Genomic DNA, 19885 nt, shown 5'->3' on the forward strand with positions numbered 1-19885 from the left:
ACGATTACTTGCCTTTAATCTCGTACAGTGGCGTTTGGCCTGCAACAACCTGACCTTTCGCCTGAAGCACCAGGCCGCTGAAGTCGTCGATGTTGCTGCAAACCACCGGGCTAATCATAGAGCGTGCGTTAGCGTTCAGGAACTCCAGATCCATACTCAGGATCGGCTGGCCTGCCACCACTTCAGCCCCCTCTTCCACCAGGCGAGTAAAGCCCTGCCCGTTCAGCGCAACGGTATCGATACCCATGTGGACAACGATTTCCGCGCCTTTCTCCGTTTCCAGACAGAACGCATGGTTGGTGTTGAAGATTTTAACGATAGTCCCAGCAGCCGGAGATACCACGGTTTTATCCGTTGGTTTCACCGCGATACCGTCACCGACCGCTTTGCTGGCAAAGGCTTCGTCAGGCACCTGCTCCAGCGCCACCACTTCACCGGTCACTGGAGAAACCAGCGCGGCGATGGTCGTTGCGTTCGGTACTGCCTGCGGTTTGGCTGCCGCTGGCGCCGCTGCCGGAGCCGCTGTCGCTTCTGCTGCCGCGACCGGGCCGGTGGTTTTCATCGCGTTAGCAATTTTCTCGGCCACGAAGCCAACGATAATCTGCACGCTGGTTTTGTTCAGGCGGATAACACCCGACGCACCCAGACGTTTTGCCAGCGCTTCGTTCACCAGAGAAGAGTCTTTCACGTTCAGACGCAGACGGGTGATACAGGCGTCGATACCGGTCAGGTTGTCAGAGCCACCCACAGCGGCGATGTACTGACGCGCCAGGCCTGCCACATCCTGCTCTTTATCCGCGCTCACGTTCACGTCCTGACCATCCGCTTCGCTACCGGCAACGGCCAGCTCGCGGCCCGGAGTCATCAGGTTGAATTTGGTGATAGTGAAACGGAACACCACGTAGTAGATAACGAAGAACACCAGACCCTGTGGGATCAGCATCCACCAGTGGGTCGCCAGCGGGTTACGGGAAGAAAGCACCATATCCACCAGACCGGCGCTGAAGCCGAAGCCGGCAATCCACTCCATGCTTGCGGCGATGAACACGGAGATACCGGTCAGCACGGCGTGGATCACGTACAGCACAGGTGCCACGAACATGAAGGAGAATTCCAGCGGCTCGGTGATACCGGTGAAGAAAGCGGCAAACGCACCCGCCATCATAATACCCAGCACTTTCGCTTTGTTCTCTGGACGCGCGCAGTGGTAGATAGCCAGCGCGGCACCCGGCAGGCCGAACATCATGATTGGGAAGAAGCCAGCCTGGTAACGACCGGTGATACCCACCACCGCTTTACCTGCTTCGATGGACTGTGCGCCACCCAGGAAGTTAGGGATATCGTTAATACCGGCAACGTCGAACCAGAATACGGAGTTCAGCGCGTGGTGCAGACCGACCGGGATCAGAAGACGGTTGAAGAACGCATACACGCCCGCACCGACGGAACCCAGTTTCTGAATGTGCTCACCGAAGTTCACCAGACCGTCGAAGATGACAGGCCAGATGTACATCAGGATGAACGCCACGAAAATCATCACGAAAGAGGTCAGGATTGGCACCAGACGACGGCCGCTGAAGAACGACAGCGCTTTTGGCAGCTCAACGCTGCTGAAGCGGTTGTACAGTTCCGCAGAGATAATACCGACGAGAATACCCACGAACTGGTTGCTGATCTTACCGAACGCGGCAGGCACCTGGTCTGCCGGGATCTTCTGGATCATGGACACCGCAGCCGGAGAACAGAGCGTGGTCAACACCAGGAAGCCCACGAAACCGGTCAGCGCCGCAGCACCGTCTTTATCTTTGGACATGCCATACGCTACACCGATGGCGAACAGTACGGACATGTTGTCGATGATGGCGGAACCGGATTTGATGAAGAAAGCCGCTAACGCGTTATCCCCACCCCAGCCCACCGGGTCAATCCAGTAGCCGACACCCATCAGGATGGCTGCGGCCGGCAGCGTGGCCACTGGCACCATCAGTGCGCGGCCTACTTTTTGTAAATAACCTAGAATACTCACTTTCTTCCCCCTATGAGACCCCGTTAAGGCACGTTCTCAGCTGTGTTTTTATTGTGTCACTAACCTATAGATACGGTTGATGATTCACTGGCATGGTGAGTGTGTGAAAAATTAATTCGTATCGCAAATTAAACGCGGTCTTTTTGTGATTTTTGTCACCAAATATCGTTATTAACCCTCCCTTTCACTGGCTAACAGCGAAAACTTATTTTATCATTCAAAAAATCAAGACGGAGTGCTCCAGCCCGACACGTTCCAGGTTACGCTTAGTATCAGGTTCGATAGCCATTCCGCCCACTTTCTTACTTTAACTCTTGAGGTGAACAATGAGACTGATTCCCCTGGCGACTGCTGAACAGGTTGGTAAATGGGCCGCGCGCCATATCGTTAACCGCATTAATGCGTTCAAACCTACCGCCGATCGTCCTTTCGTTCTCGGCCTGCCAACCGGCGGCACCCCGCTGACCGCCTATAAAGCTCTGGTTGAAATGCACAAAGCGGGCCAGGTTAGCTTTAAACACGTTGTGACCTTCAACATGGACGAATATGTTGGCCTGCCGAAGGAACATCCTGAAAGCTACCACAGCTTCATGCACCGCAACTTCTTCGACCACGTTGATATCCCGGCGGAAAATATTAACCTGCTGAATGGTAACGCGCCTGATATCGATGCGGAATGCCGTCAGTACGAAGAAAAAATTCGCTCCTACGGTAAAATTCACCTGTTCATGGGTGGCGTAGGCAACGACGGTCACATCGCGTTTAACGAGCCAGCCTCTTCCCTGGCGTCTCGTACCCGTATTAAAACGTTGACCCATGACACCCGCGTGGCAAACTCCCGCTTCTTTGACGGCGATGTTAACCAGGTACCAAAATATGCCCTGACCGTTGGCGTGGGCACCCTGCTGGATGCCGAAGAAGTAATGATTCTGGTGCTGGGCAACGTGAAGGCCCAGGCGCTTCAGGCGGCCGTTGAAGGCAACGTCAACCACATGTGGACCATCAGCTGCCTGCAACTGCATCCGAAAGCCGTTGTGGTGTGTGACGAGCCGTCCACCATGGAACTGAAAGTGAAGACGCTGAAATACTTCAACGAGTTAGAAGCCGAAAACATCAAAGGTCTGTAATTGAATAACCGCCTCTTAACCCAGAGGCGGTCGCATTTTTAAACCGGGGGTCGTTATGTACGCTTTAACCCACGGTCGGATTTATACCGGCCATGAAATTCTGGATGACCACGCGATTGTTGTCGCGAATGGCCTGATTGAACGTATCTGTCCGCTGGCTGATTTGCCGTCGGAGATTGAGCAGCGCTCACTCAATGGAGCAATTATCTCCCCCGGTTTTATCGACGTGCAGCTCAACGGCTGCGGCGGCGTGCAGTTCAACGACACGCCGGACGCGGTGACCGTTGAAACGCTGGAGATCATGCAAAAAGCCAACGAGAAATCGGGCTGCACCAGCTATCTGCCAACCCTGATCACCAGCAGCGACGACCTGATGAAACAGGGTATCCGCGTCATGCGCGAGTACCTGGCGAAACACCCTCATCAGGCGCTGGGTCTGCACCTTGAAGGGCCGTGGCTGAACATCGTCAAGAAAGGCACGCATAACCCAAACTACGTGCGTAAGCCGGATGCCGAGCTGGTGGATTACCTGTGCGCAAACGCCGACGTAATTACCAAAGTGACTCTGGCACCAGAGGTAGCCGGGCCGGACGTCATCAGTAAACTGGCCGCGGCCGGAATTGTTGTCTCAGCGGGCCACTCGAACGCCACGCTGAAAGAGGCGAAAATCGGCTTCCGCGCGGGCATTACCTTTGCGACCCATCTTTACAACGCCATGCCTTACATCACCGGGCGTGAACCGGGTCTGGTAGGCGCGATTCTGGATGAACCAGACCTCTACTGCGGTATTATCGCGGACGGGCTACACGTCGATTTCACCAACATCCGTAACGCCAAGCGTCTGAAAGGCGACAAGCTGTGTCTGGTCACAGATGCCACAGCGCCAGCAGGGGCAAATATTGACCAGTTCATTTTTGCTGGTAAAACAATATACTACCGTAATGGACTGTGTGTGGATGAAAACGGCACGCTGAGCGGCTCGGCCCTGACGATGATCGAAGGGGTGCGCAATCTGGTTGAGCACTGCGGCATTGCCCTTGATGAAGTGCTGCGTATGGCTACCCTTTATCCAGCGCGCGCGATGGGCGTAGATAAACAGCTCGGCGCCATTGCTCCGGGTATGGTTGCCAACCTGACGGCATTCACACGCGATTTTAAAATCATTAAGACCATCGTTAATGGTAACGAGGTCGTCACTGAGTAAGTAAAAGTATGACACCAGGCGGACAAGCTCAAATCGGTAATGTCGATCTCGTTAAACAACTTAACAGCGCGGCAGTTTATCGCCTGATTGACCAGCACGGGCCAATCTCACGCATTCAGATAGCCGAACAAAGCCAGCTTGCTCCCGCCAGTGTGACAAAAATTACACGTCAGCTTATCGAGCGCGGCCTGATCAAAGAGGTCGATCAGCAGGCCTCTACGGGGGGCCGCCGCGCTATCTCCATCGTCACCGAAACCCGCAATTTCCACGCGATTGGCGTGCGCCTGGGTCGTCACGACACCACGCTGACGCTTTACGATCTGAGCAGCAAAGCCATCGCCGAAGAGCACTATCCCCTGCCGGAGCGCACCCAGGAAACGCTGGAACATGCGCTGCTGAACACCATCGCGCAGTTTATCGAAACCTGTCAGCGCAAAATCCGCGAGCTGATTGCCATCTCGGTCATTCTTCCGGGGCTGGTCGATCCTGAGAGCGGCGTGATCCGCTATATGCCGCACATTCAGGTGGAGAACTGGGGGCTGGTGAAGGCGCTCGAAGCGCGTTTCAACGTCACCTGTTTCGTCGGTCACGACATTCGCTCTCTGGCGCTGGCGGAGCACTACTTTGGTGCGAGTCAGGACTGTGAAGACTCTATTCTGGTGCGCGTTCACCGGGGAACCGGGGCGGGGATTATCTCCAATGGCCGCATTTTTATTGGCCGCAACGGCAACGTGGGCGAAATCGGCCATATTCAGGTCGAGCCGCTCGGCGAACGCTGCCACTGCGGTAACTTTGGCTGCCTCGAAACCGTGGCCGCCAACGCCGCCATCGAGCAGCGCGTCCGCCATCTGCTTGAGCAGGGCTACCAGAGCCGCGTCACGCTGGAAGACTGTAAAATCGGCGCAATCTGCAAGGCGGCCAACAAGGGCGATGCGCTGGCCTGCGAGGTGATTGAGCAGGTTGGACGCCATCTGGGCAAAACCATCGCCATCGCCATCAACCTGTTTAACCCCCAGAAAGTGGTCATTGCCGGTGAGATCGTCGAAGCCGAAAAAGTCCTGCTGCCCGCCATTGAAGGCTGCATTAATACCCAGGCGCTGAAGGCGTTTCGCCAGAACCTGCCGGTGGTGCGCTCGACGCTGGATCACCGCTCCGCGATTGGCGCCTTTGCGCTGGTGAAACGGGCGATGCTTAACGGGATCCTCCTCCAGCATTTGCTGGAATCCTGATCGGACCTTATAGTAACGCCTTCTTTTTTTGATGTCGGGACGTCCATGACCATTAAGAACGTAATTTGTGATATCGACGGCGTGCTGATGCACGACAACGTTGCCGTGCCGGGTGCTGCGGAGTTTCTTCACCGCATCATCGATAAAGGAATGCCACTGGTTCTGCTCACGAACTACCCTTCCCAAACCGGTCAGGATCTGGCAAACCGCTTCGCGACAGCGGGCGTTAACGTGCCGGACAGCGTGTTTTATACCTCCGCGATGGCAACGGCCGATTTCCTGAAGCGTCAGGAAGGCAAAAAGGCCTACGTGGTCGGTGAAGGCGCGCTGATCCACGAGCTGTATAAAGCCGGCTTTACCATCACCGACGTTAACCCGGACTTTGTGATCGTGGGCGAAACGCGCTCCTTTAACTGGGAGATGATGCATAAAGCAGCCTACTTTGTCGCCAACGGGGCGCGTTTTATCGCCACCAACCCGGATACGCACGGTCGTGGTTTTTATCCGGCCTGCGGTGCCCTGTGCGCGGGTATCGAAAAAATCTCCGGCCGTAAGCCGTTTGTTGTCGGCAAACCGAGCCCGTGGATTATTCGCGCCGCGCTGAACACGATGCAGGCACACTCAGAAGAGACCATTATTGTCGGCGACAACCTGCGCACCGATATTCTGGCCGGTTTCCAGGCAGGTCTTGAAACCATCCTGGTGCTCTCCGGCGTTTCGCAGCTTGACGATATCGATGCCATGCCGTTCCGCCCGAGCTGGATTTATCCCTCCGTCGCCGAAATCGACGTTCTGTAATGACGAAAACCACGCCCCAGCGCGTGGTTTTTCATTTTTAACGCGCCAGAACATTAGCGCATCTAATAAAAATCCTCTTTTATTGCTGATTCATCAATAAATCCGCTCAAGACATACGCATTTTTCGCCGATCGGCAATCCGCATTGCACTTTTTACCATTTACCCCGTAAATACCTTGCGCGCCCTGCCCCTTTGCGGCATTTTCATAAGCAAGCGACATCACACAGCAACAGGGTTAACGGAGAAGGTTATGTGTTCTATTTTTGGCGTACTGGATATCAAAACTGACGCGGGCGAACTGCGTAAAAAAGCACTGGAATTGTCCCGCCTGATGCGCCATCGCGGCCCGGACTGGTCAGGCGTTTACGCCAGCGATAAAGCTATTCTGGCGCATGAGCGTCTGTCTATTGTTGACGTCAACGCCGGTGCCCAGCCGCTGTATAACGAGAAAAAAACGCACGCGCTGGCCGTCAACGGTGAAATCTATAACCATCAGGCGCTGCGCGCTGAATATGGCGATCGCTACGCTTTCCAGACCGGTTCTGACTGTGAAGTGATCCTGGCGCTGTATCAGGAAAAAGGGCCAGAATTCCTGGACGATCTTCAGGGCATGTTTGCCTTCGCGCTGTACGACAGCGAAAAAGACGCGTACCTGATCGGCCGCGACCACATCGGTATCATCCCGCTGTACATGGGCCACGACGAACACGGTAACTTCTACGTTGCCTCTGAAATGAAAGCCCTGGTGCCGGTCTGCCGCACCATTAAAGAGTTCCCAGCGGGCAGCTACCTGTGGAGCAAAGACGGCGAAATCCGTCAATACTATCAGCGCGACTGGTTCGACTATGACGCAGTAAAAGACAACGTGACCGACAAAGCCGAGCTGCGCCAGGCGCTGGAAGATTCCGTTAAAAGCCACCTGATGTCAGACGTGCCGTACGGCGTGCTGCTCTCCGGCGGTCTGGATTCCTCGGTGATCTCGGCGATCACCAAGAAATACGCCGCGCGTCGCGTGGAAGATCAGGAGCGTTCAGAAGCCTGGTGGCCGCAGCTGCACTCCTTTGCCGTGGGTCTGGAAGGCGCACCGGATCTGAAAGCCGCGCAGGAGGTGGCAAACCACCTCGGCACCGTACACCATGAAATTCATTTCACCGTGCAGGAAGGTCTGGATGCCATTCGTGATGTGATCTATCACATTGAAACCTATGACGTAACCACCATTCGCGCCTCGACGCCGATGTACCTGATGTCGCGTAAAATCAAGGCGATGGGCATCAAAATGGTGCTGTCCGGCGAAGGGTCTGACGAAGTATTTGGCGGTTATCTCTACTTCCACAAAGCGCCAGACGCGAAAGAACTGCACGAAGAGACCGTGCGTAAATTACAGGCGCTGCATATGTTTGACTGCGCCCGCGCCAACAAAGCGATGTCTGCCTGGGGCGTTGAAGCCCGCGTGCCGTTCCTGGATAAGAAGTTCCTCGATGTGGCGATGCGCATTAACCCGCAGGACAAGATGTGCGGCAACGGCAAAATGGAAAAACATATCCTGCGTGAATGTTTTGAATCCTACCTGCCGGCAAGCGTGGCGTGGCGTCAGAAAGAGCAGTTCTCTGACGGCGTCGGCTATAGCTGGATCGACACTCTGAAAGAGGTCGCCGCGAAGCAGGTTTCCGATCAACAACTGGAAACCGCGAGCTTCCGCTTCCCGTACAACACGCCGGGATCGAAAGAGGCCTATCTGTACCGTGAGATCTTCGAAGAGTTGTTCCCGGTACCGAGCGCGGCGGAATGCGTTCCGGGTGGCCCGTCCGTCGCCTGCTCTTCTGCAAAAGCGATCGAATGGGATGAATCGTTCAAATCCATGAACGATCCGTCAGGCCGCGCGGTAGGCGTGCATCAGTCTGCTTATAAATGATCCACAGGATCGTTCACAGGCCCTTCGGGGCCTTTTTTTTGCCTCCCGTTTCGCTGGACAAAAACGATAAATAACCAATAATTGCCGAATATTCGGTCACGCTGTTCGCAACCTAACCAAACAGTCACTTTCGCTCTATTTTCGTTGAAAAAGGTGTTGACGCTGCCAGGGTCTATACGCATAATGCGCCCCGCAACGCCGATAAGGTAACGCGAAAAAAAGATGGCTACGTAGCTCAGTTGGTTAGAGCACATCACTCATAATGATGGGGTCACAGGTTCGAATCCCGTCGTAGCCACCATCTTTTTTGCGGGAGTGGCGAAATTGGTAGACGCACCAGATTTAGGTTCTGGCGCCGCAAGGTGTGCGAGTTCAAGTCTCGCCTCCCGCACCATTCCCAGGTAAGCGTTGCACGGATGGGGTATCGCCAAGCGGTAAGGCACCGGTTTTTGATACCGGCATTCCCTGGTTCGAATCCAGGTACCCCAGCCATATTTCTTCGATTATGCGGTTCTCCGCGGTATTGGGGTATCGCCAAGCGGTAAGGCACCGGTTTTTGATACCGGCATTCCCTGGTTCGAATCCAGGTACCCCAGCCATCGAAGAACGCAGTACTGGCTACGTAGCTCAGTTGGTTAGAGCACATCACTCATAATGATGGGGTCACAGGTTCGAATCCCGTCGTAGCCACCAAATTAGTGAATTATCGATTTATTCGGTAAACTAGAAAAAATTGTTGGGGTATCGCCAAGCGGTAAGGCTCTGGTTTCTGATACCAGCATTCCGAGGTTCGAATCCTCGTACCCCAGCCAATTTAAAAAGTCGTTAGGCAGTTTGCTTAACGCAATTGGGGTGTCGCCAAGCGGTAAGGCTCTGGTTTCTGATACCAGCATTCCGGGGTTCGAATCCCTGCACCCCAGCCACTTAAAAACAAGAAAGCCCGCTCTGCGGGCTTTTTTGTTTTTCAGAGTTGTGCGGCCTGATGCCCTCACCCTGGCCCTCTCCCACAGGGAGAGGGAATAAATATCAGAGTCCTAAGGCGTATTTCAGCGCCTGACGCTTCAGCCCCCCGGCACGCTCCGCTGCCATCAAGCCAATATTTCGCAGAATGCGCACCGGGCCTAAGTCATTACTGAATCCTGCATAAAACAGATCCATTCCCGACTGCATGAGGAAGTTATCCGCCATCCGCCGCGTCTGATAGCGCTTCAATACCTGATGGCTCGCCCAGGGTTCAGCCTGTGCCCGCGCGTTGCCCAGCACGTCCAGCAGCGCATCCACATCCCGATACCCCAGATTCACCCCCTGCCCGGCCAGCGGATGGATGGTGTGTGCCGCATCGCCCACCAGCGCTAACCCTTCCTGGGCGTATTTCAACGCATGACGGCGCGTGAGCGGGAACGCGCCAGCCGCCACCGGCGTGACATCCCCCAGACGCGCCGGGAAGTGCTGCGCTATCTCGCGCTGCAATTGTTCCATCGACAGCCCCTGCAACTGGCGAATACGCGCGGGTTTGTCGTACCACACCAGCGACGCCCACTTATCGAACAGCGGCAGGAACGCATGAGGGCCGTTCGGCGTAAAGTGCTGCCAGGTGCTCTCGCCCGGATCCTGTTCACACTGCACGGTAATCAACATGCAGGATTGATGATACTGCCAGGCATGAACGCCGATGCCCGCCATCTGCCGAACCTGGGAGTTCGCGCCGTCCGCTCCCACCACCAGCTTGACCGCCAGCTCGTCGTCATTATCGAGCGTCAGACGATAGCCGTTTCCGTCGCGATGCAGCGCTTTCAGCGAAGCGGGAACGCGCAGCGTCACCTTCGGATGCGCTTCCAGCGCCTGCCAGAGCGCCTGCTGGAGAACGTTATTTTCCACCATATAGCCCAGACGCGGCAGCTTCAGCTCGGCGGCATCAAACGTGACGTGAGCGCTTTCCCACTCCCACGTTTCGAGCCGACTGTAGGGGTGAGCGCGCATCGCCAGCACCGCCTCCCACACGCCCAGCCCGCGAAGGAGATCGACGGAAGCCGCGCCGATCGCCGAGATACGCACGTCCGGCTTCGCTGAAGCGTCAAACGCCGCCGGTGCCGCCTGTTCAATGACGGTTACCTCGAATCCCTGCTGCGCCAGCCCCAGCGCCAGTGCGCCGCCGACCATCCCGCCGCCGACAACGGCAATTTCGGTTTGTTGGAGTGTCATGGTCAATTTTCCTTATTCCAGAATCCCTTAAGTTTACCGGATTTTTGCGCTCAGGAGGTTGACAACCTTCATACTGGTCACAACCGCACCAAAGCATTACAATACGCGCCCTGCAATCCTGAGCCTGAGCAAGTCGATGACAAAAAAACTCCATATAAAAACCTGGGGCTGTCAGATGAACGAATATGATTCATCAAAGATGGCCGATCTGCTGGATACTACCCACGGATACCAGCTGACTGAAAACGCGAAAGAAGCCGACGTGCTGCTGCTTAACACCTGCTCAATTCGTGAAAAAGCGCAGGAAAAAGTCTTTCATGTCTTAGGCCGCTGGAAACTTCTTAAACGAAAAAATCCGGACCTGATCATCGGCGTGGGCGGCTGCGTCGCCTCGCAGGAAGGCAAGCTCATTCGCCAGAGAGCACCCTATGTGGATATTGTCTTTGGCCCTCAGACCCTGCACCGCCTGCCGGAGATGATCAACAAAGTTCGCGGCAACCGTAGCCCGGTTGTTGACGTGAGCTTCCCGGAAATCGAGAAATTTGACCGTCTGCCGGAGCCACGCGCCGACGGCCCGACCGCCTTTGTGTCCATCATGGAAGGCTGCAACAAATACTGTACCTACTGCGTCGTGCCTTACACGCGCGGTGAAGAGGTCAGCCGTCCGGCGGACGATATTCTGTTTGAGATCGCACAGCTTGCGGCGCAGGGCGTACGCGAAGTGAACCTGCTGGGCCAGAACGTTAACGCCTGGCGCGGTGAGAACTACGACGGCACCACCGGCAGCTTTGCCGAGCTGCTGCGCCTGGTGGCCGCCATTGACGGCATCGACCGTATTCGCTTCACCACCAGCCACCCAATGGAATTTACTGACGACATTATCGATGTCTATCGCGACACGCCGGAGCTGGTGAGCTTCCTGCACCTGCCGATCCAGTGCGGCTCTGACCGCGTGCTGAACCTGATGGGCCGCCCGCATACGGTGCTGGAGTACAAATCCACGATCCGCAAGTTGATTCAGGCGCGTCCGGACATCCAGATCAGCTCCGACTTTATCGTCGGCTTCCCTGGCGAAACCGCGGATGACTTCGAGCGCACCATGAAGCTTATCGGCGAAGTGAATTTCGACGTCAGCTACAGCTTTATCTTCTCCGCACGCCCGGGTACTCCGGCGGCTGATATGGTCGACGATGTGCCGGAAGAAGAGAAAAAGCAGCGTCTGTACATTTTGCAGGAGCGTATCCTTCAGCAGGCGAACGCCTGGAGCCGCCGGATGCTCGGCACCACCCAGCGTATTCTGGTGGAAGGCACCTCCCGTAAGAGCATCATGCAGCTTTCGGGTCGCACCGAAAATAACCGCGTGGTGAACTTTGAGGGCACCCCGGACATGATCGGTAAGTTCGTGGACGTGGAGATCCTCGAAGTGCTGACCAACTCCCTGCGCGGCAAAGTGGTGCGCACCGAAGAGGAAATGGGGTTACGTATTGCCGAATCCCCGGAATCTGTGATCACTCGCACCCGTAAAGTTAACGATTCTGGCGTGGGTATCTACCAGCCATAATCCGCCCGGCCTGCCGCTCCGGCAGGCCTTGTAATTCCTTTCTTTATCCCAATATCTTTCCCAATGCTTGCGCCTTTATTCTATGGCGTGAATAATTTCGGTAATGACAGTTTTACGATGCCAGCCCTACACGACAATCAAAGAGGAACGGTTTGAATATAGACACGCGTGAAATTAGCCTTGAGCCAGCAGACAACGCTCGCCTGCTGAGCCTGTGCGGGCCGTTTGATGACAATATCAAACAACTGGAGCGACGTCTGGGTATCGAAATCAATCGTCGCGATAACCATTTCAAACTCACCGGACGCCCTATCTGCGTCAACGCGGCTGCGGACATTCTGCGCAGCCTGTATGTCGATACCGCCCCGATGCGCGGTGAAACCCAGGATATCGAACCGGAACAGATCCACCTCGCCATTAAAGAGGCGCGCGTGCTTGAACAGAGCGCGGAAAGCGTGCCGGACTACGGCAAGGCCATCAATATTAAGACCAAGCGCGGCGTGATTAAGCCACGCACGCCAAACCAGGCGCAGTACATCGCCAATATCCTCGACCATGACATCACCTTCGGCGTGGGCCCGGCGGGGACGGGTAAAACCTATCTGGCGGTAGCGGCTGCGGTAGATGCGCTTGAGCGCCAGGAGATCCGGCGTATTCTGCTGACCCGTCCGGCGGTTGAAGCGGGTGAAAAACTGGGCTTCCTGCCCGGTGATTTAAGCCAGAAAGTGGACCCGTACCTGCGCCCGCTGTACGACGCGTTGTTCGAGATGCTGGGCTTTGAGAAGGTTGAGAAGCTCATCGAGCGTAACGTTATCGAAGTCGCCCCGCTGGCCTACATGCGCGGTCGTACGCTTAACGACGCGTTCATCATTCTTGATGAGAGCCAGAACACCACCATCGAACAGATGAAGATGTTCCTGACGCGTATCGGCTTTAACTCGAAAGCGGTTATCACCGGTGACGTCACCCAGATTGACCTGCCGCGCAGCACCAAGTCTGGCCTGCGCCACGCTATCGAAGTGCTCGCCGAAGTCGATGAAATCAGCTTTAACTTCTTCCACAGCGAGGACGTGGTGCGCCATCCGGTAGTCGCGCGCATCGTTAACGCCTATGAAGCCTGGGAAGAGGCAGACCAGAAACGCAGGGCCGAGGTGGCCGCAGAACGTAAGCGCGAAGCGCAGGAGCAAGAGAATAAATGAGTCAGGTGATCCTCGATTTACAGCTGGCCTGTGGAGATAATTCCGGACTGCCAGAAGAGGCACAGTTTCAGAAATGGCTGGATGCGGTTATTCCGCAGTTCCAGGAAGAATCAGAAGTAACGATTCGCCTGGTGGATGAAGCAGAAAGCCACGAGCTTAACCTGACCTACCGCGGGAAAGATAAGCCCACCAACGTGCTCTCTTTCCCGTTTGAAGCACCGCCGGGCATGGAGATGCCGCTGCTGGGGGATCTGATCATCTGCCGTCAGGTGGTTGAACAGGAAGCCAAAGAGCAGCAGAAGCCGCTGGATGCGCACTGGGCGCATATGGTGGTACACGGCAGCCTGCATCTGCTGGGCTACGACCATATTGAAGATGAAGAAGCGGAAGAGATGGAGTCCCTTGAGACAGAGATAATGCTTGCTCTGGGCTATGAGGATCCGTACATTGCCGAGAAAGAATAGTCAGTCACCGACCGACTAACATGCCGCCGCGCAGGGAAAAAGCGCGGCGGATAACGTTGAACTAACAAGAGAACCCTTAACAAACGCCATGAGCGACGACAATTCACACAGTAGCGACACGACAAACAGTAAAAAGGGATTCTTCTCCCTCATTCTGAACCAGCTTTTCCACGGCGAACCCAAAAACCGTGACGAACTGCTGGAGCTGATTCGTGATTCCGGGCAGAACGACCTTATCGACGAAGATACGCGCGAAATGCTCGAAGGGGTTATGGATATCGCCGACCAGCGCGTCCGCGACATTATGATCCCCCGCTCGCAGATGATCACCCTGAAACGTAACCAGACTTTAGACGAGTGCCTCGATGTGATCATCGAATCGGCCCACTCGCGTTTCCCGGTCATCAGCGAAGACAAAGATCACATCGAAGGGATTTTGATGGCCAAAGATCTGCTGCCGTTTATGCGCAGCGATGCCGAAGCCTTCAGCATGGAAAAAGTGTTACGCCAGGCCGTGGTTGTGCCGGAAAGTAAACGTGTGGATCGGATGCTCAAAGAGTTCCGCTCTCAGCGTTACCACATGGCGATTGTTATTGATGAATTTGGCGGCGTGTCCGGTCTGGTCACGATCGAAGATATTCTCGAACTGATCGTAGGTGAAATTGAAGACGAGTATGACGAAGAAGAGGATATCGACTTCCGTCAGCTGAGCCGCCACACCTGGACCGTGCGCGCGCTGGCCTCGATTGAAGATTTCAACGATGCCTTCGGTACCCACTTCAGCGATGAAGAGGTGGACACCATTGGCGGTCTGGTGATGCAGGCCTTCGGTCATCTTCCTGCCCGTGGCGAAACCGTTGACATAGACGGTTACCAGTTCAAAGTCGCCATGGCCGACAGCCGACGTATTATTCAGGTTCACGTCAGAACGCCGGACGACTCACCGGTGCCAAAACTGGAAGATTAATGTAAATGGCATTTGCCCCATTACTTGAACGCCAGCGCGTCCGTTTGCTGCTGGCGCTGTTACTCGGAGCCAGCGGTACGCTGGCTTTTTCTCCTTATGACATCTGGCCTGCCGCGCTTCTTTCCCTGATGGGGCTACAGGGGTTAACCCTGAACCGCCGTCCGGTACAGGCTGCCGCCATCGGCTACTTCTGGGGGCTGGGGCTGTTTGGTTCCGGCATCAACTGGGTGTACGTCAGCATCGCGCAGTTTGGCGGTATGCCCGGCCCGGTCAACGTCTTCCTCGTGGTGTTGCTCGCCGCCTATCTTTCGCTCTATACCGGTCTTTTTGCCGGGATCCTTGCGCGACTGTGGCCGAAAACCACCTGGGTGCGCGTGGCGATTGCCGCGCCGGTCGTCTGGCAAATCACCGAGTTTCTGCGCGGCTGGGTGCTGACCGGCTTCCCGTGGCTCCAGTTCGGTTACAGCCAGATTGACGGCCCGCTAAAGGGGCTTGCCCCGGTCATGGGCGTGGAGGCAATTAACTTCCTGCTAATGGTGGTGAGCGGGCTGCTGGTGCTGGCGCTGGTTTCACGCAGCTGGAAGCCGCTGGCGACGGCGGTTGTGCTGTTTGCCCTTCCCTTCCCGCTGCGCTATATCCAGTGGTACACCCCGCTGCCGGAACGCGCCACGCAGGTGTCGATGGTTCAGGGGGATATCCCGCAGGCCATGAAGTGGGACGAAAACCAGCTGATCAACACGCTGAAAGTCTACGCCAACGCCACCGAGCAGGTGATGGGCAAATCCCAGCTGATTATCTGGCCGGAATCCGCCATTCCCGATCTCGAAATCAACCAGCAGCCGTTCCTTAAGATGATGAACGACCTGCTGCTGGCGCGGGGCAGTACGCTGATCACCGGCATTGTAGACGCGCGGTTGAATCAGCAGAACCGCTACGATACCTACAACACCATCATTACGCTCGGCAAAGACAGCGAATACAGCTACAACTCTACTGACCGGTACAACAAGAACCATCTGGTGCCGTTCGGCGAGTTTGTGCCGCTGGAATCGATTCTGCGCCCGCTGGCGCCGTTCTTTGACCTGCCGATGTCTTCGTTCAGCCGTGGCCCTTACGTGCAGCCGCAGCTTCACGCACACGGTTTTGCACTGACCGCCGCCATTTGCTACGAGATCATTCTCGGTGAACAGGTGCGCGATAACTTCCGCCCGGACACCGACTTCCTGCTGACCATCTCTAACGATGCGTGGTTCGGCAAGTCGATTGGCCCGTGGCAGCACTTCCAGATGGCGCGTATGCGCTCCCTGGAGCTGGCGCGTCCGCTGCTGCGCAGCACCAACAACGGTATTACGGCGGTGATTGGCCCGCAGGGCGAAATCCAGGCCATGATCCCGCAGTTCACCCGCCAGGTGCTGACCACCAAAGTGACGCCAACCACCGGCCTGACGCCGTACGCCCGTACCGGCAACTGGCCGCTGTGGATCCTGACCGCGCTGTTTGGTTTTGGCGCCGTGCTGATGAGCCTTCGTCAGCGTAATAAATAAACTTACCTCCTTTGCCGGGTGGCGCTGACGCTTACCCGGCCTACATTTCGCTTCGTAGGTCGGGTAAGGCGTAGCCGCCACCCGACAGTTCCCTCCAAACTTCATTTCTGGCACGCCTATTGCTTTGTTTATTCACGCAAACGCGGTTTGGCTTACTGTGCAACCTTGTCGCACCAGCATTGATCGCAGGTAGCACCGAAACGGTGCAACGAGAGATTATTGCCTCTGAATGGTGCGGCGCGCTTCGCAAAAATAAACAATAACGCAGCAAAATCTTTACATTAAGCCAGACTAAATGTTAACAAGCTTGCATAACACTGCACTCGCATAAAGCGAGATATAACAACATCACAATGGGTATCAATGCGTCACTGGCGCTGATAAGAAAGGAGTTGGGTATGCAATTACGTAAACTGGCCACAGCAATGCTGGTTATGGGAATGTCCGCTGGCGTCGTACACGCTGAAGACGCACCGGCTGCCGGGAGCACTCTCGACAAGATTGCCAAAAATGGCGTCATCGTGGTCGGCCACCGTGAATCTTCCGTCCCGTTCTCTTACTACGACAACACGCAAAAAGTCGTGGGCTATTCACAGGACTACTCCAACGCCATCGTTGAAGCTGTGAAGAAAAAGCTGAACAAACCTGACCTTCAGGTGAAGCTGATCCCAATCACTTCCCAGAACCGTATTCCCCTGCTGCAAAACGGCACCTTCGATTTTGAGTGTGGTTCCACCACCAACAACCTGGAGCGCCAGAAACAGGCTGCCTTCTCTGACACCATCTTCGTGGTAGGCACCCGTCTGCTGACCAAGAAAGGCGGCGATATCAAAGATTTTGCTGACCTGAAAGGCAAAGCGGTTGTCGTGACCTCCGGGACCACCTCTGAAGTTCTGCTGCATAAGCTGAACGATGAGAAGAAAATGGATATGCGCATCATCAGCGCGAAAGACCACGGCGACTCCTTCCGTACGCTGGAAAGCGGCCGCGCGGTGGCGTTTATGATGGATGATGCCCTGCTGGCCGGCGAACGCGCTAAAGCGAAGAAACCAGACAACTGGGAAATCGTCGGCACCGCGCAGTCTAAAGAAGCGTACGGCTGTATGCTGCGTAAAGACGATGCGGACTTTAAAAAGCTGATCGATGACACCATCGCTGAGAAACAGACCTCCGGCGAAGCGACGAAATGGTTCGATAAGTGGTTCAAGAACCCGATTCCACCAAAAAATCTCAACATGAACTTTGAACTGTCCGACGATATGAAAGCGCTGTTCAAATCACCAAACGATAAAGCTCTTAACTAATTAGAACGACAGGGGCGGGATCTCCTGCCCTCTCGATTGTCGGGAAGCGCGGACAGACTATACGCTGAGTGGTCGTTCCCCACTCAGCGCGAACATTGAGCTTCTCACCAATCTTCGAGGGTAGCGCTGCTACCCTTTTTTTTCTGGAGTTTATTATGTCAATCGACTGGAACTGGGGCATTTTTCTGCAACAAGCCCCGTTCGGCAACACCACCTATCTCGGCTGGCTGTGGAGCGGCTTTCAGGTCACCGTGGCGCTTTCCATCACGGCCTGGATCATCGCGTTTCTCGTCGGCTCGCTGTTCGGTATTCTGCGTACCGTTCCTAACCGTTTTCTTTCAACTATTGGCACCCTCTATGTGGAACTGTTCCGTAACGTTCCGCTGATCGTGCAGTTCTTTACCTGGTATCTGGTTATTCCTGAACTGCTGCCGGAAGATATTGGCATGTGGTTCAAGTCTGAGCTGGATCCGAATATTCAGTTCTTTGTCTCCTCGATGCTCTGTCTGGGTCTGTTCACCGCCGCACGCGTGTGCGAGCAGGTGCGTGCCGCCATTCAGTCTCTGCCGCGCGGGCAAAAGAACGCCGGGCTGGCGATGGGGCTGACGCTGCCGCAGACCTACCGCTACGTGCTGCTGCCTAACGCCTACCGCGTAATCGTCCCGCCGATGACCTCCGAGATGATGAACCTGGTGAAAAACTCGGCCATCGCCTCCACCATCGGGCTGGTCGATATGGCGGCGCAGGCCGGGAAGCTGCTGGATTACTCCGCGCACGCGTGGGAATCCTTCACCGCGATCACGCTCGCCTATGTTCTGATAAACGCTGTCATCATGCTGGTGATGAACCTGGTTGAACGCAAAATTCGCCTGCCGGGCAATCTGGGGGGTAAATAATGTACGAATTTGACTGGAGTTCTATCGTTCCATCGATGCCCTATCTGCTTGATGGCCTGCTGATCACGCTTAAGATCACCGTGACCGCCATCATTATCGGTATCGTGTGGGGCACCCTGCTGGCGGTGATGCGCCTCTCAAGCTTTAAGCCGCTTGCCTGGTTTGCCACCGCCTACGTCAACGTGTTCCGCTCTATCCCGCTGGTGATGGTGCTGCTGTGGTTTTATCTGATTGTGCCGGGCTTCTTACAGAACGTGCTGGGACTGTCGCCGAAATCGGACATTCGTCTGATCTCTGCGATGGTGGCGTTTTCGATGTTTGAGGCGGCCTATTACTCAGAGATTATCCGCGCGGGGATCCAGAGCATCTCTCGCGGGCAGTCGAGCGCCGCGCTGGCGCTGGGGATGACCCACTGGCAGTCCATGCAGCTCATCATTTTGCCGCAGGCGTTTCGCGCCATGGTTCCGCTGCTGCTGACGCAGGGTATCGTGCTGTTCCAGGATACCTCGCTGGTCTACGTACTCAGCCTGGCAGACTTCTTCCGTACCGCCTCCACCATTGGCGAGCGCGATGGTACGCAGGTCGAGATGATTCTGTTTGCCGGTGCGGTCTATTTTGCAATTAGTTTAAGCGCGTCGCTGTTGGTCAGCTGGCTGAAGAAAAGGACTGTGTAATGATTTCCCTGAAAAATGTTTCTAAATGGTATGGGCACTTTCAGGTGCTGACCGACTGCTCTACCGAAGTCAAAAAAGGCGATGTGGTGGTGGTTTGCGGCCCGTCAGGTTCCGGTAAGTCCACGCTCATCAAAACGGTCAACGGCCTGGAGCCGGTGCAGCAGGGTGAGATCGTCGTTAACGGCACCAAAGTGAACGATAAGAAGACGAATCTGGCGCAGCTGCGTTCCCACGTCGGCATGGTGTTCCAGCACTTCGAGCTGTTCCCTCACCTGTCAATCATCGAGAACCTGACGCTGGCGCAGGTGAAAGTGCTTAAGCGCGATAAAAAAGCAGCGCGCGAGAAAGGGCTGAAGCTACTGGAACGCGTTGGGCTGTCGGCACACGCCGATAAGTTCCCGGCGCAGCTTTCCGGCGGCCAGCAGCAGCGTGTCGCGATTGCCCGTGCGCTGTGTATGGATCCGGTCGCCATGCTGTTTGATGAACCGACGTCAGCGCTCGATCCTGAGATGATCAACGAAGTGCTCGACGTGATGGTTGAACTGGCGCACGAAGGGATGACCATGATGGTGGTGACCCACGAAATGGGCTTTGCCCGCAAAGTGGCGAACCGCGTGATCTTCATGGATGAAGGGAAAATCGTCGAAGATTCACCGAAAGAAGAGTTCTTCGCGAATCCAAAATCCGACCGCGCAAAAGACTTCCTCGCTAAAATCCTGCATTAATCCGTTATGTGCGCAATCTGTTGATTGCGCACTACTTCACGCTTTGCAT

The 19885-nt window shown here is 55.5% G+C and carries 16 protein-coding genes and 7 tRNA genes; 21 read left to right on the plus strand and 2 right to left on the minus strand.

All coding sequences use genetic code 11. From position 1 onward, the window contains the following. Nucleotides 1–4: 4 nt before the first annotated feature. The gene (gene nagE / locus ACSVHP_RS15235; RefSeq protein ID WP_447552329.1) at nucleotides 5–2026 is read right to left on the minus strand and encodes an N-acetylglucosamine-specific PTS transporter subunit IIBC; all 2022 of its coding nucleotides are present in this window, start codon (nucleotides 2024–2026) and stop codon (nucleotides 5–7) included. Between the two features lie 326 nt (nucleotides 2027–2352). Here nagE and nagB point away from each other — a divergent pair, with 326 nt between their 5' ends. The 12 genes from nagB to ACSVHP_RS15295 all read left to right on the plus strand — a co-directional run bounded on the left by nagB (nucleotide 2353) and on the right by ACSVHP_RS15295 (nucleotide 9223). After that, nucleotides 2353–3153, plus strand: coding sequence for a glucosamine-6-phosphate deaminase (gene nagB / locus ACSVHP_RS15240; protein WP_234673477.1), 801 nt, complete (start codon nucleotides 2353–2355; stop codon nucleotides 3151–3153). 55 nt (nucleotides 3154–3208) lie between these two features. Then, complete coding sequence (gene nagA, locus ACSVHP_RS15245; RefSeq protein ID WP_447552330.1) at nucleotides 3209–4357, plus strand: N-acetylglucosamine-6-phosphate deacetylase; 1149 nt, start codon at nucleotides 3209–3211, stop codon at nucleotides 4355–4357. Nucleotides 4358–4365: 8 nt separating this feature from the next. Further along, nucleotides 4366–5586: a DNA-binding transcriptional regulator NagC gene (gene nagC, locus ACSVHP_RS15250; RefSeq protein WP_447552331.1), complete on the plus strand. Its 1221-nt coding sequence runs from the start codon at nucleotides 4366–4368 to the stop codon at nucleotides 5584–5586. 45 nt (nucleotides 5587–5631) lie between these two features. Further along, entirely contained in the window at nucleotides 5632–6384 is a 753-nt protein-coding gene (gene nagD / locus ACSVHP_RS15255; protein ID WP_447552332.1) for a ribonucleotide monophosphatase NagD, read from the plus strand. A 251-nt stretch (nucleotides 6385–6635) separates the two neighbouring features. Then, a complete protein-coding gene (gene asnB / locus ACSVHP_RS15260) occupies nucleotides 6636–8300 on the plus strand; it encodes an asparagine synthase B (RefSeq protein ID WP_417315483.1) in 1665 nt (554 codons plus the stop codon). Between the two features lie 224 nt (nucleotides 8301–8524). Beyond that, a tRNA-Met gene (locus tag ACSVHP_RS15265) sits at nucleotides 8525–8601 on the plus strand. Between the two features lie 8 nt (nucleotides 8602–8609). After that, nucleotides 8610–8694 (plus strand) — tRNA-Leu (locus tag ACSVHP_RS15270). Between the two features lie 23 nt (nucleotides 8695–8717). Continuing rightward, nucleotides 8718–8792 (plus strand) — tRNA-Gln (locus ACSVHP_RS15275). A gap of 32 nt (nucleotides 8793–8824) precedes the next feature. Then, nucleotides 8825–8899: transfer RNA gene (locus tag ACSVHP_RS15280), tRNA-Gln, on the plus strand. A gap of 17 nt (nucleotides 8900–8916) precedes the next feature. Continuing rightward, nucleotides 8917–8993, plus strand: a tRNA-Met gene (locus ACSVHP_RS15285). Between the two features lie 44 nt (nucleotides 8994–9037). Continuing rightward, nucleotides 9038–9112, plus strand: a tRNA-Gln gene (locus tag ACSVHP_RS15290). Nucleotides 9113–9148: 36 nt separating this feature from the next. Further along, nucleotides 9149–9223 (plus strand) — tRNA-Gln (locus ACSVHP_RS15295). A gap of 103 nt (nucleotides 9224–9326) precedes the next feature. Here the strand turns inward: ACSVHP_RS15295 and ubiF are convergent. Further along, the gene (gene ubiF, locus ACSVHP_RS15300; protein WP_447552333.1) at nucleotides 9327–10502 is read right to left on the minus strand and encodes a 3-demethoxyubiquinol 3-hydroxylase; all 1176 of its coding nucleotides are present in this window, start codon (nucleotides 10500–10502) and stop codon (nucleotides 9327–9329) included. 136 nt (nucleotides 10503–10638) lie between these two features. On the opposite strand from ubiF, the gene miaB reads away from it, so the two are divergent. From miaB to ACSVHP_RS15345, 9 genes are all read left to right on the plus strand, one after another. Then, nucleotides 10639–12063 carry a tRNA (N6-isopentenyl adenosine(37)-C2)-methylthiotransferase MiaB gene (gene miaB / locus ACSVHP_RS15305; protein ID WP_234673471.1) on the plus strand — a complete coding sequence of 475 codons (1425 nt, stop codon included), beginning with the start codon at nucleotides 10639–10641 and terminating at the stop codon, nucleotides 12061–12063. Between the two features lie 152 nt (nucleotides 12064–12215). Then, nucleotides 12216–13262 carry a PhoH family protein gene (locus ACSVHP_RS15310; RefSeq protein WP_447552334.1) on the plus strand — a complete coding sequence of 349 codons (1047 nt, stop codon included), beginning with the start codon at nucleotides 12216–12218 and terminating at the stop codon, nucleotides 13260–13262. Further along, entirely contained in the window at nucleotides 13259–13726 is a 468-nt protein-coding gene (gene ybeY, locus ACSVHP_RS15315) for an rRNA maturation RNase YbeY (protein ID WP_447552335.1), read from the plus strand. Before ACSVHP_RS15310 ends, ybeY begins: the two co-directional genes overlap by 4 nt. Nucleotides 13727–13814: 88 nt before the next feature. Then, nucleotides 13815–14693: a CNNM family magnesium/cobalt transport protein CorC gene (gene corC, locus ACSVHP_RS15320; protein ID WP_010428614.1), complete on the plus strand. Its 879-nt coding sequence runs from the start codon at nucleotides 13815–13817 to the stop codon at nucleotides 14691–14693. Nucleotides 14694–14698: 5 nt separating this feature from the next. Beyond that, nucleotides 14699–16237, plus strand: a complete 1539-nt coding sequence (lnt, locus tag ACSVHP_RS15325; protein ID WP_447552336.1) for an apolipoprotein N-acyltransferase — start codon at nucleotides 14699–14701, stop codon at nucleotides 16235–16237. 398 nt (nucleotides 16238–16635) lie between these two features. Further along, nucleotides 16636–17541: a glutamate/aspartate ABC transporter substrate-binding protein gene (locus tag ACSVHP_RS15330; protein ID WP_447552337.1), complete on the plus strand. Its 906-nt coding sequence runs from the start codon at nucleotides 16636–16638 to the stop codon at nucleotides 17539–17541. 155 nt (nucleotides 17542–17696) lie between these two features. Further along, on the plus strand, nucleotides 17697–18437 hold the full coding sequence (locus tag ACSVHP_RS15335; RefSeq protein ID WP_417315487.1) for an amino acid ABC transporter permease: 741 nt from the start codon (nucleotides 17697–17699) through the stop codon (nucleotides 18435–18437). Beyond that, a complete protein-coding gene (gene gltK / locus ACSVHP_RS15340; protein WP_417315488.1) occupies nucleotides 18437–19111 on the plus strand; it encodes a glutamate/aspartate ABC transporter permease GltK in 675 nt (224 codons plus the stop codon). The genes ACSVHP_RS15335 and gltK overlap by 1 nt, the downstream gene beginning before the upstream one ends. Then, nucleotides 19111–19836 (plus strand): amino acid ABC transporter ATP-binding protein, encoded by a 726-nt coding sequence (locus ACSVHP_RS15345; RefSeq protein WP_134348442.1) that lies wholly within the window; start codon nucleotides 19111–19113, stop codon nucleotides 19834–19836. Before gltK ends, ACSVHP_RS15345 begins: the two co-directional genes overlap by 1 nt. Nucleotides 19837–19885: the final 49 nt, after the last annotated feature.

This window comes from Enterobacter sp. 186315, assembly GCF_053290175.1.

What these genes read in the sequence shown, in the direction of transcription:
- nagB (WP_234673477.1), top strand. Translation starts at nt 2,353, where the DNA reads ATGAGACTGATTCCCCTGGCGACTGCTGAACAGGTTGGTAAATGGGCC.
- nagA (WP_447552330.1), top strand. Translation starts at nt 3,209, where the DNA reads ATGTACGCTTTAACCCACGGTCGGATTTATACCGGCCATGAAATTCTG.
- nagC (WP_447552331.1), top strand. Translation starts at nt 4,366, where the DNA reads ATGACACCAGGCGGACAAGCTCAAATCGGTAATGTCGATCTCGTTAAA.
- nagD (WP_447552332.1), top strand. Translation starts at nt 5,632, where the DNA reads ATGACCATTAAGAACGTAATTTGTGATATCGACGGCGTGCTGATGCAC.
- asnB (WP_417315483.1), top strand. Translation starts at nt 6,636, where the DNA reads ATGTGTTCTATTTTTGGCGTACTGGATATCAAAACTGACGCGGGCGAA.
- ubiF (WP_447552333.1), bottom strand. Translation starts at nt 10,502, where the DNA reads ATGACACTCCAACAAACCGAAATTGCCGTTGTCGGCGGCGGGATGGTC.
- miaB (WP_234673471.1), top strand. Translation starts at nt 10,639, where the DNA reads ATGACAAAAAAACTCCATATAAAAACCTGGGGCTGTCAGATGAACGAA.
- ybeY (WP_447552335.1), top strand. Translation starts at nt 13,259, where the DNA reads ATGAGTCAGGTGATCCTCGATTTACAGCTGGCCTGTGGAGATAATTCC.
- corC (WP_010428614.1), top strand. Translation starts at nt 13,815, where the DNA reads ATGAGCGACGACAATTCACACAGTAGCGACACGACAAACAGTAAAAAG.
- lnt (WP_447552336.1), top strand. Translation starts at nt 14,699, where the DNA reads ATGGCATTTGCCCCATTACTTGAACGCCAGCGCGTCCGTTTGCTGCTG.
- ACSVHP_RS15330 (WP_447552337.1), top strand. Translation starts at nt 16,636, where the DNA reads ATGCAATTACGTAAACTGGCCACAGCAATGCTGGTTATGGGAATGTCC.
- ACSVHP_RS15335 (WP_417315487.1), top strand. Translation starts at nt 17,697, where the DNA reads ATGTCAATCGACTGGAACTGGGGCATTTTTCTGCAACAAGCCCCGTTC.
- gltK (WP_417315488.1), top strand. Translation starts at nt 18,437, where the DNA reads ATGTACGAATTTGACTGGAGTTCTATCGTTCCATCGATGCCCTATCTG.
- ACSVHP_RS15345 (WP_134348442.1), top strand. Translation starts at nt 19,111, where the DNA reads ATGATTTCCCTGAAAAATGTTTCTAAATGGTATGGGCACTTTCAGGTG.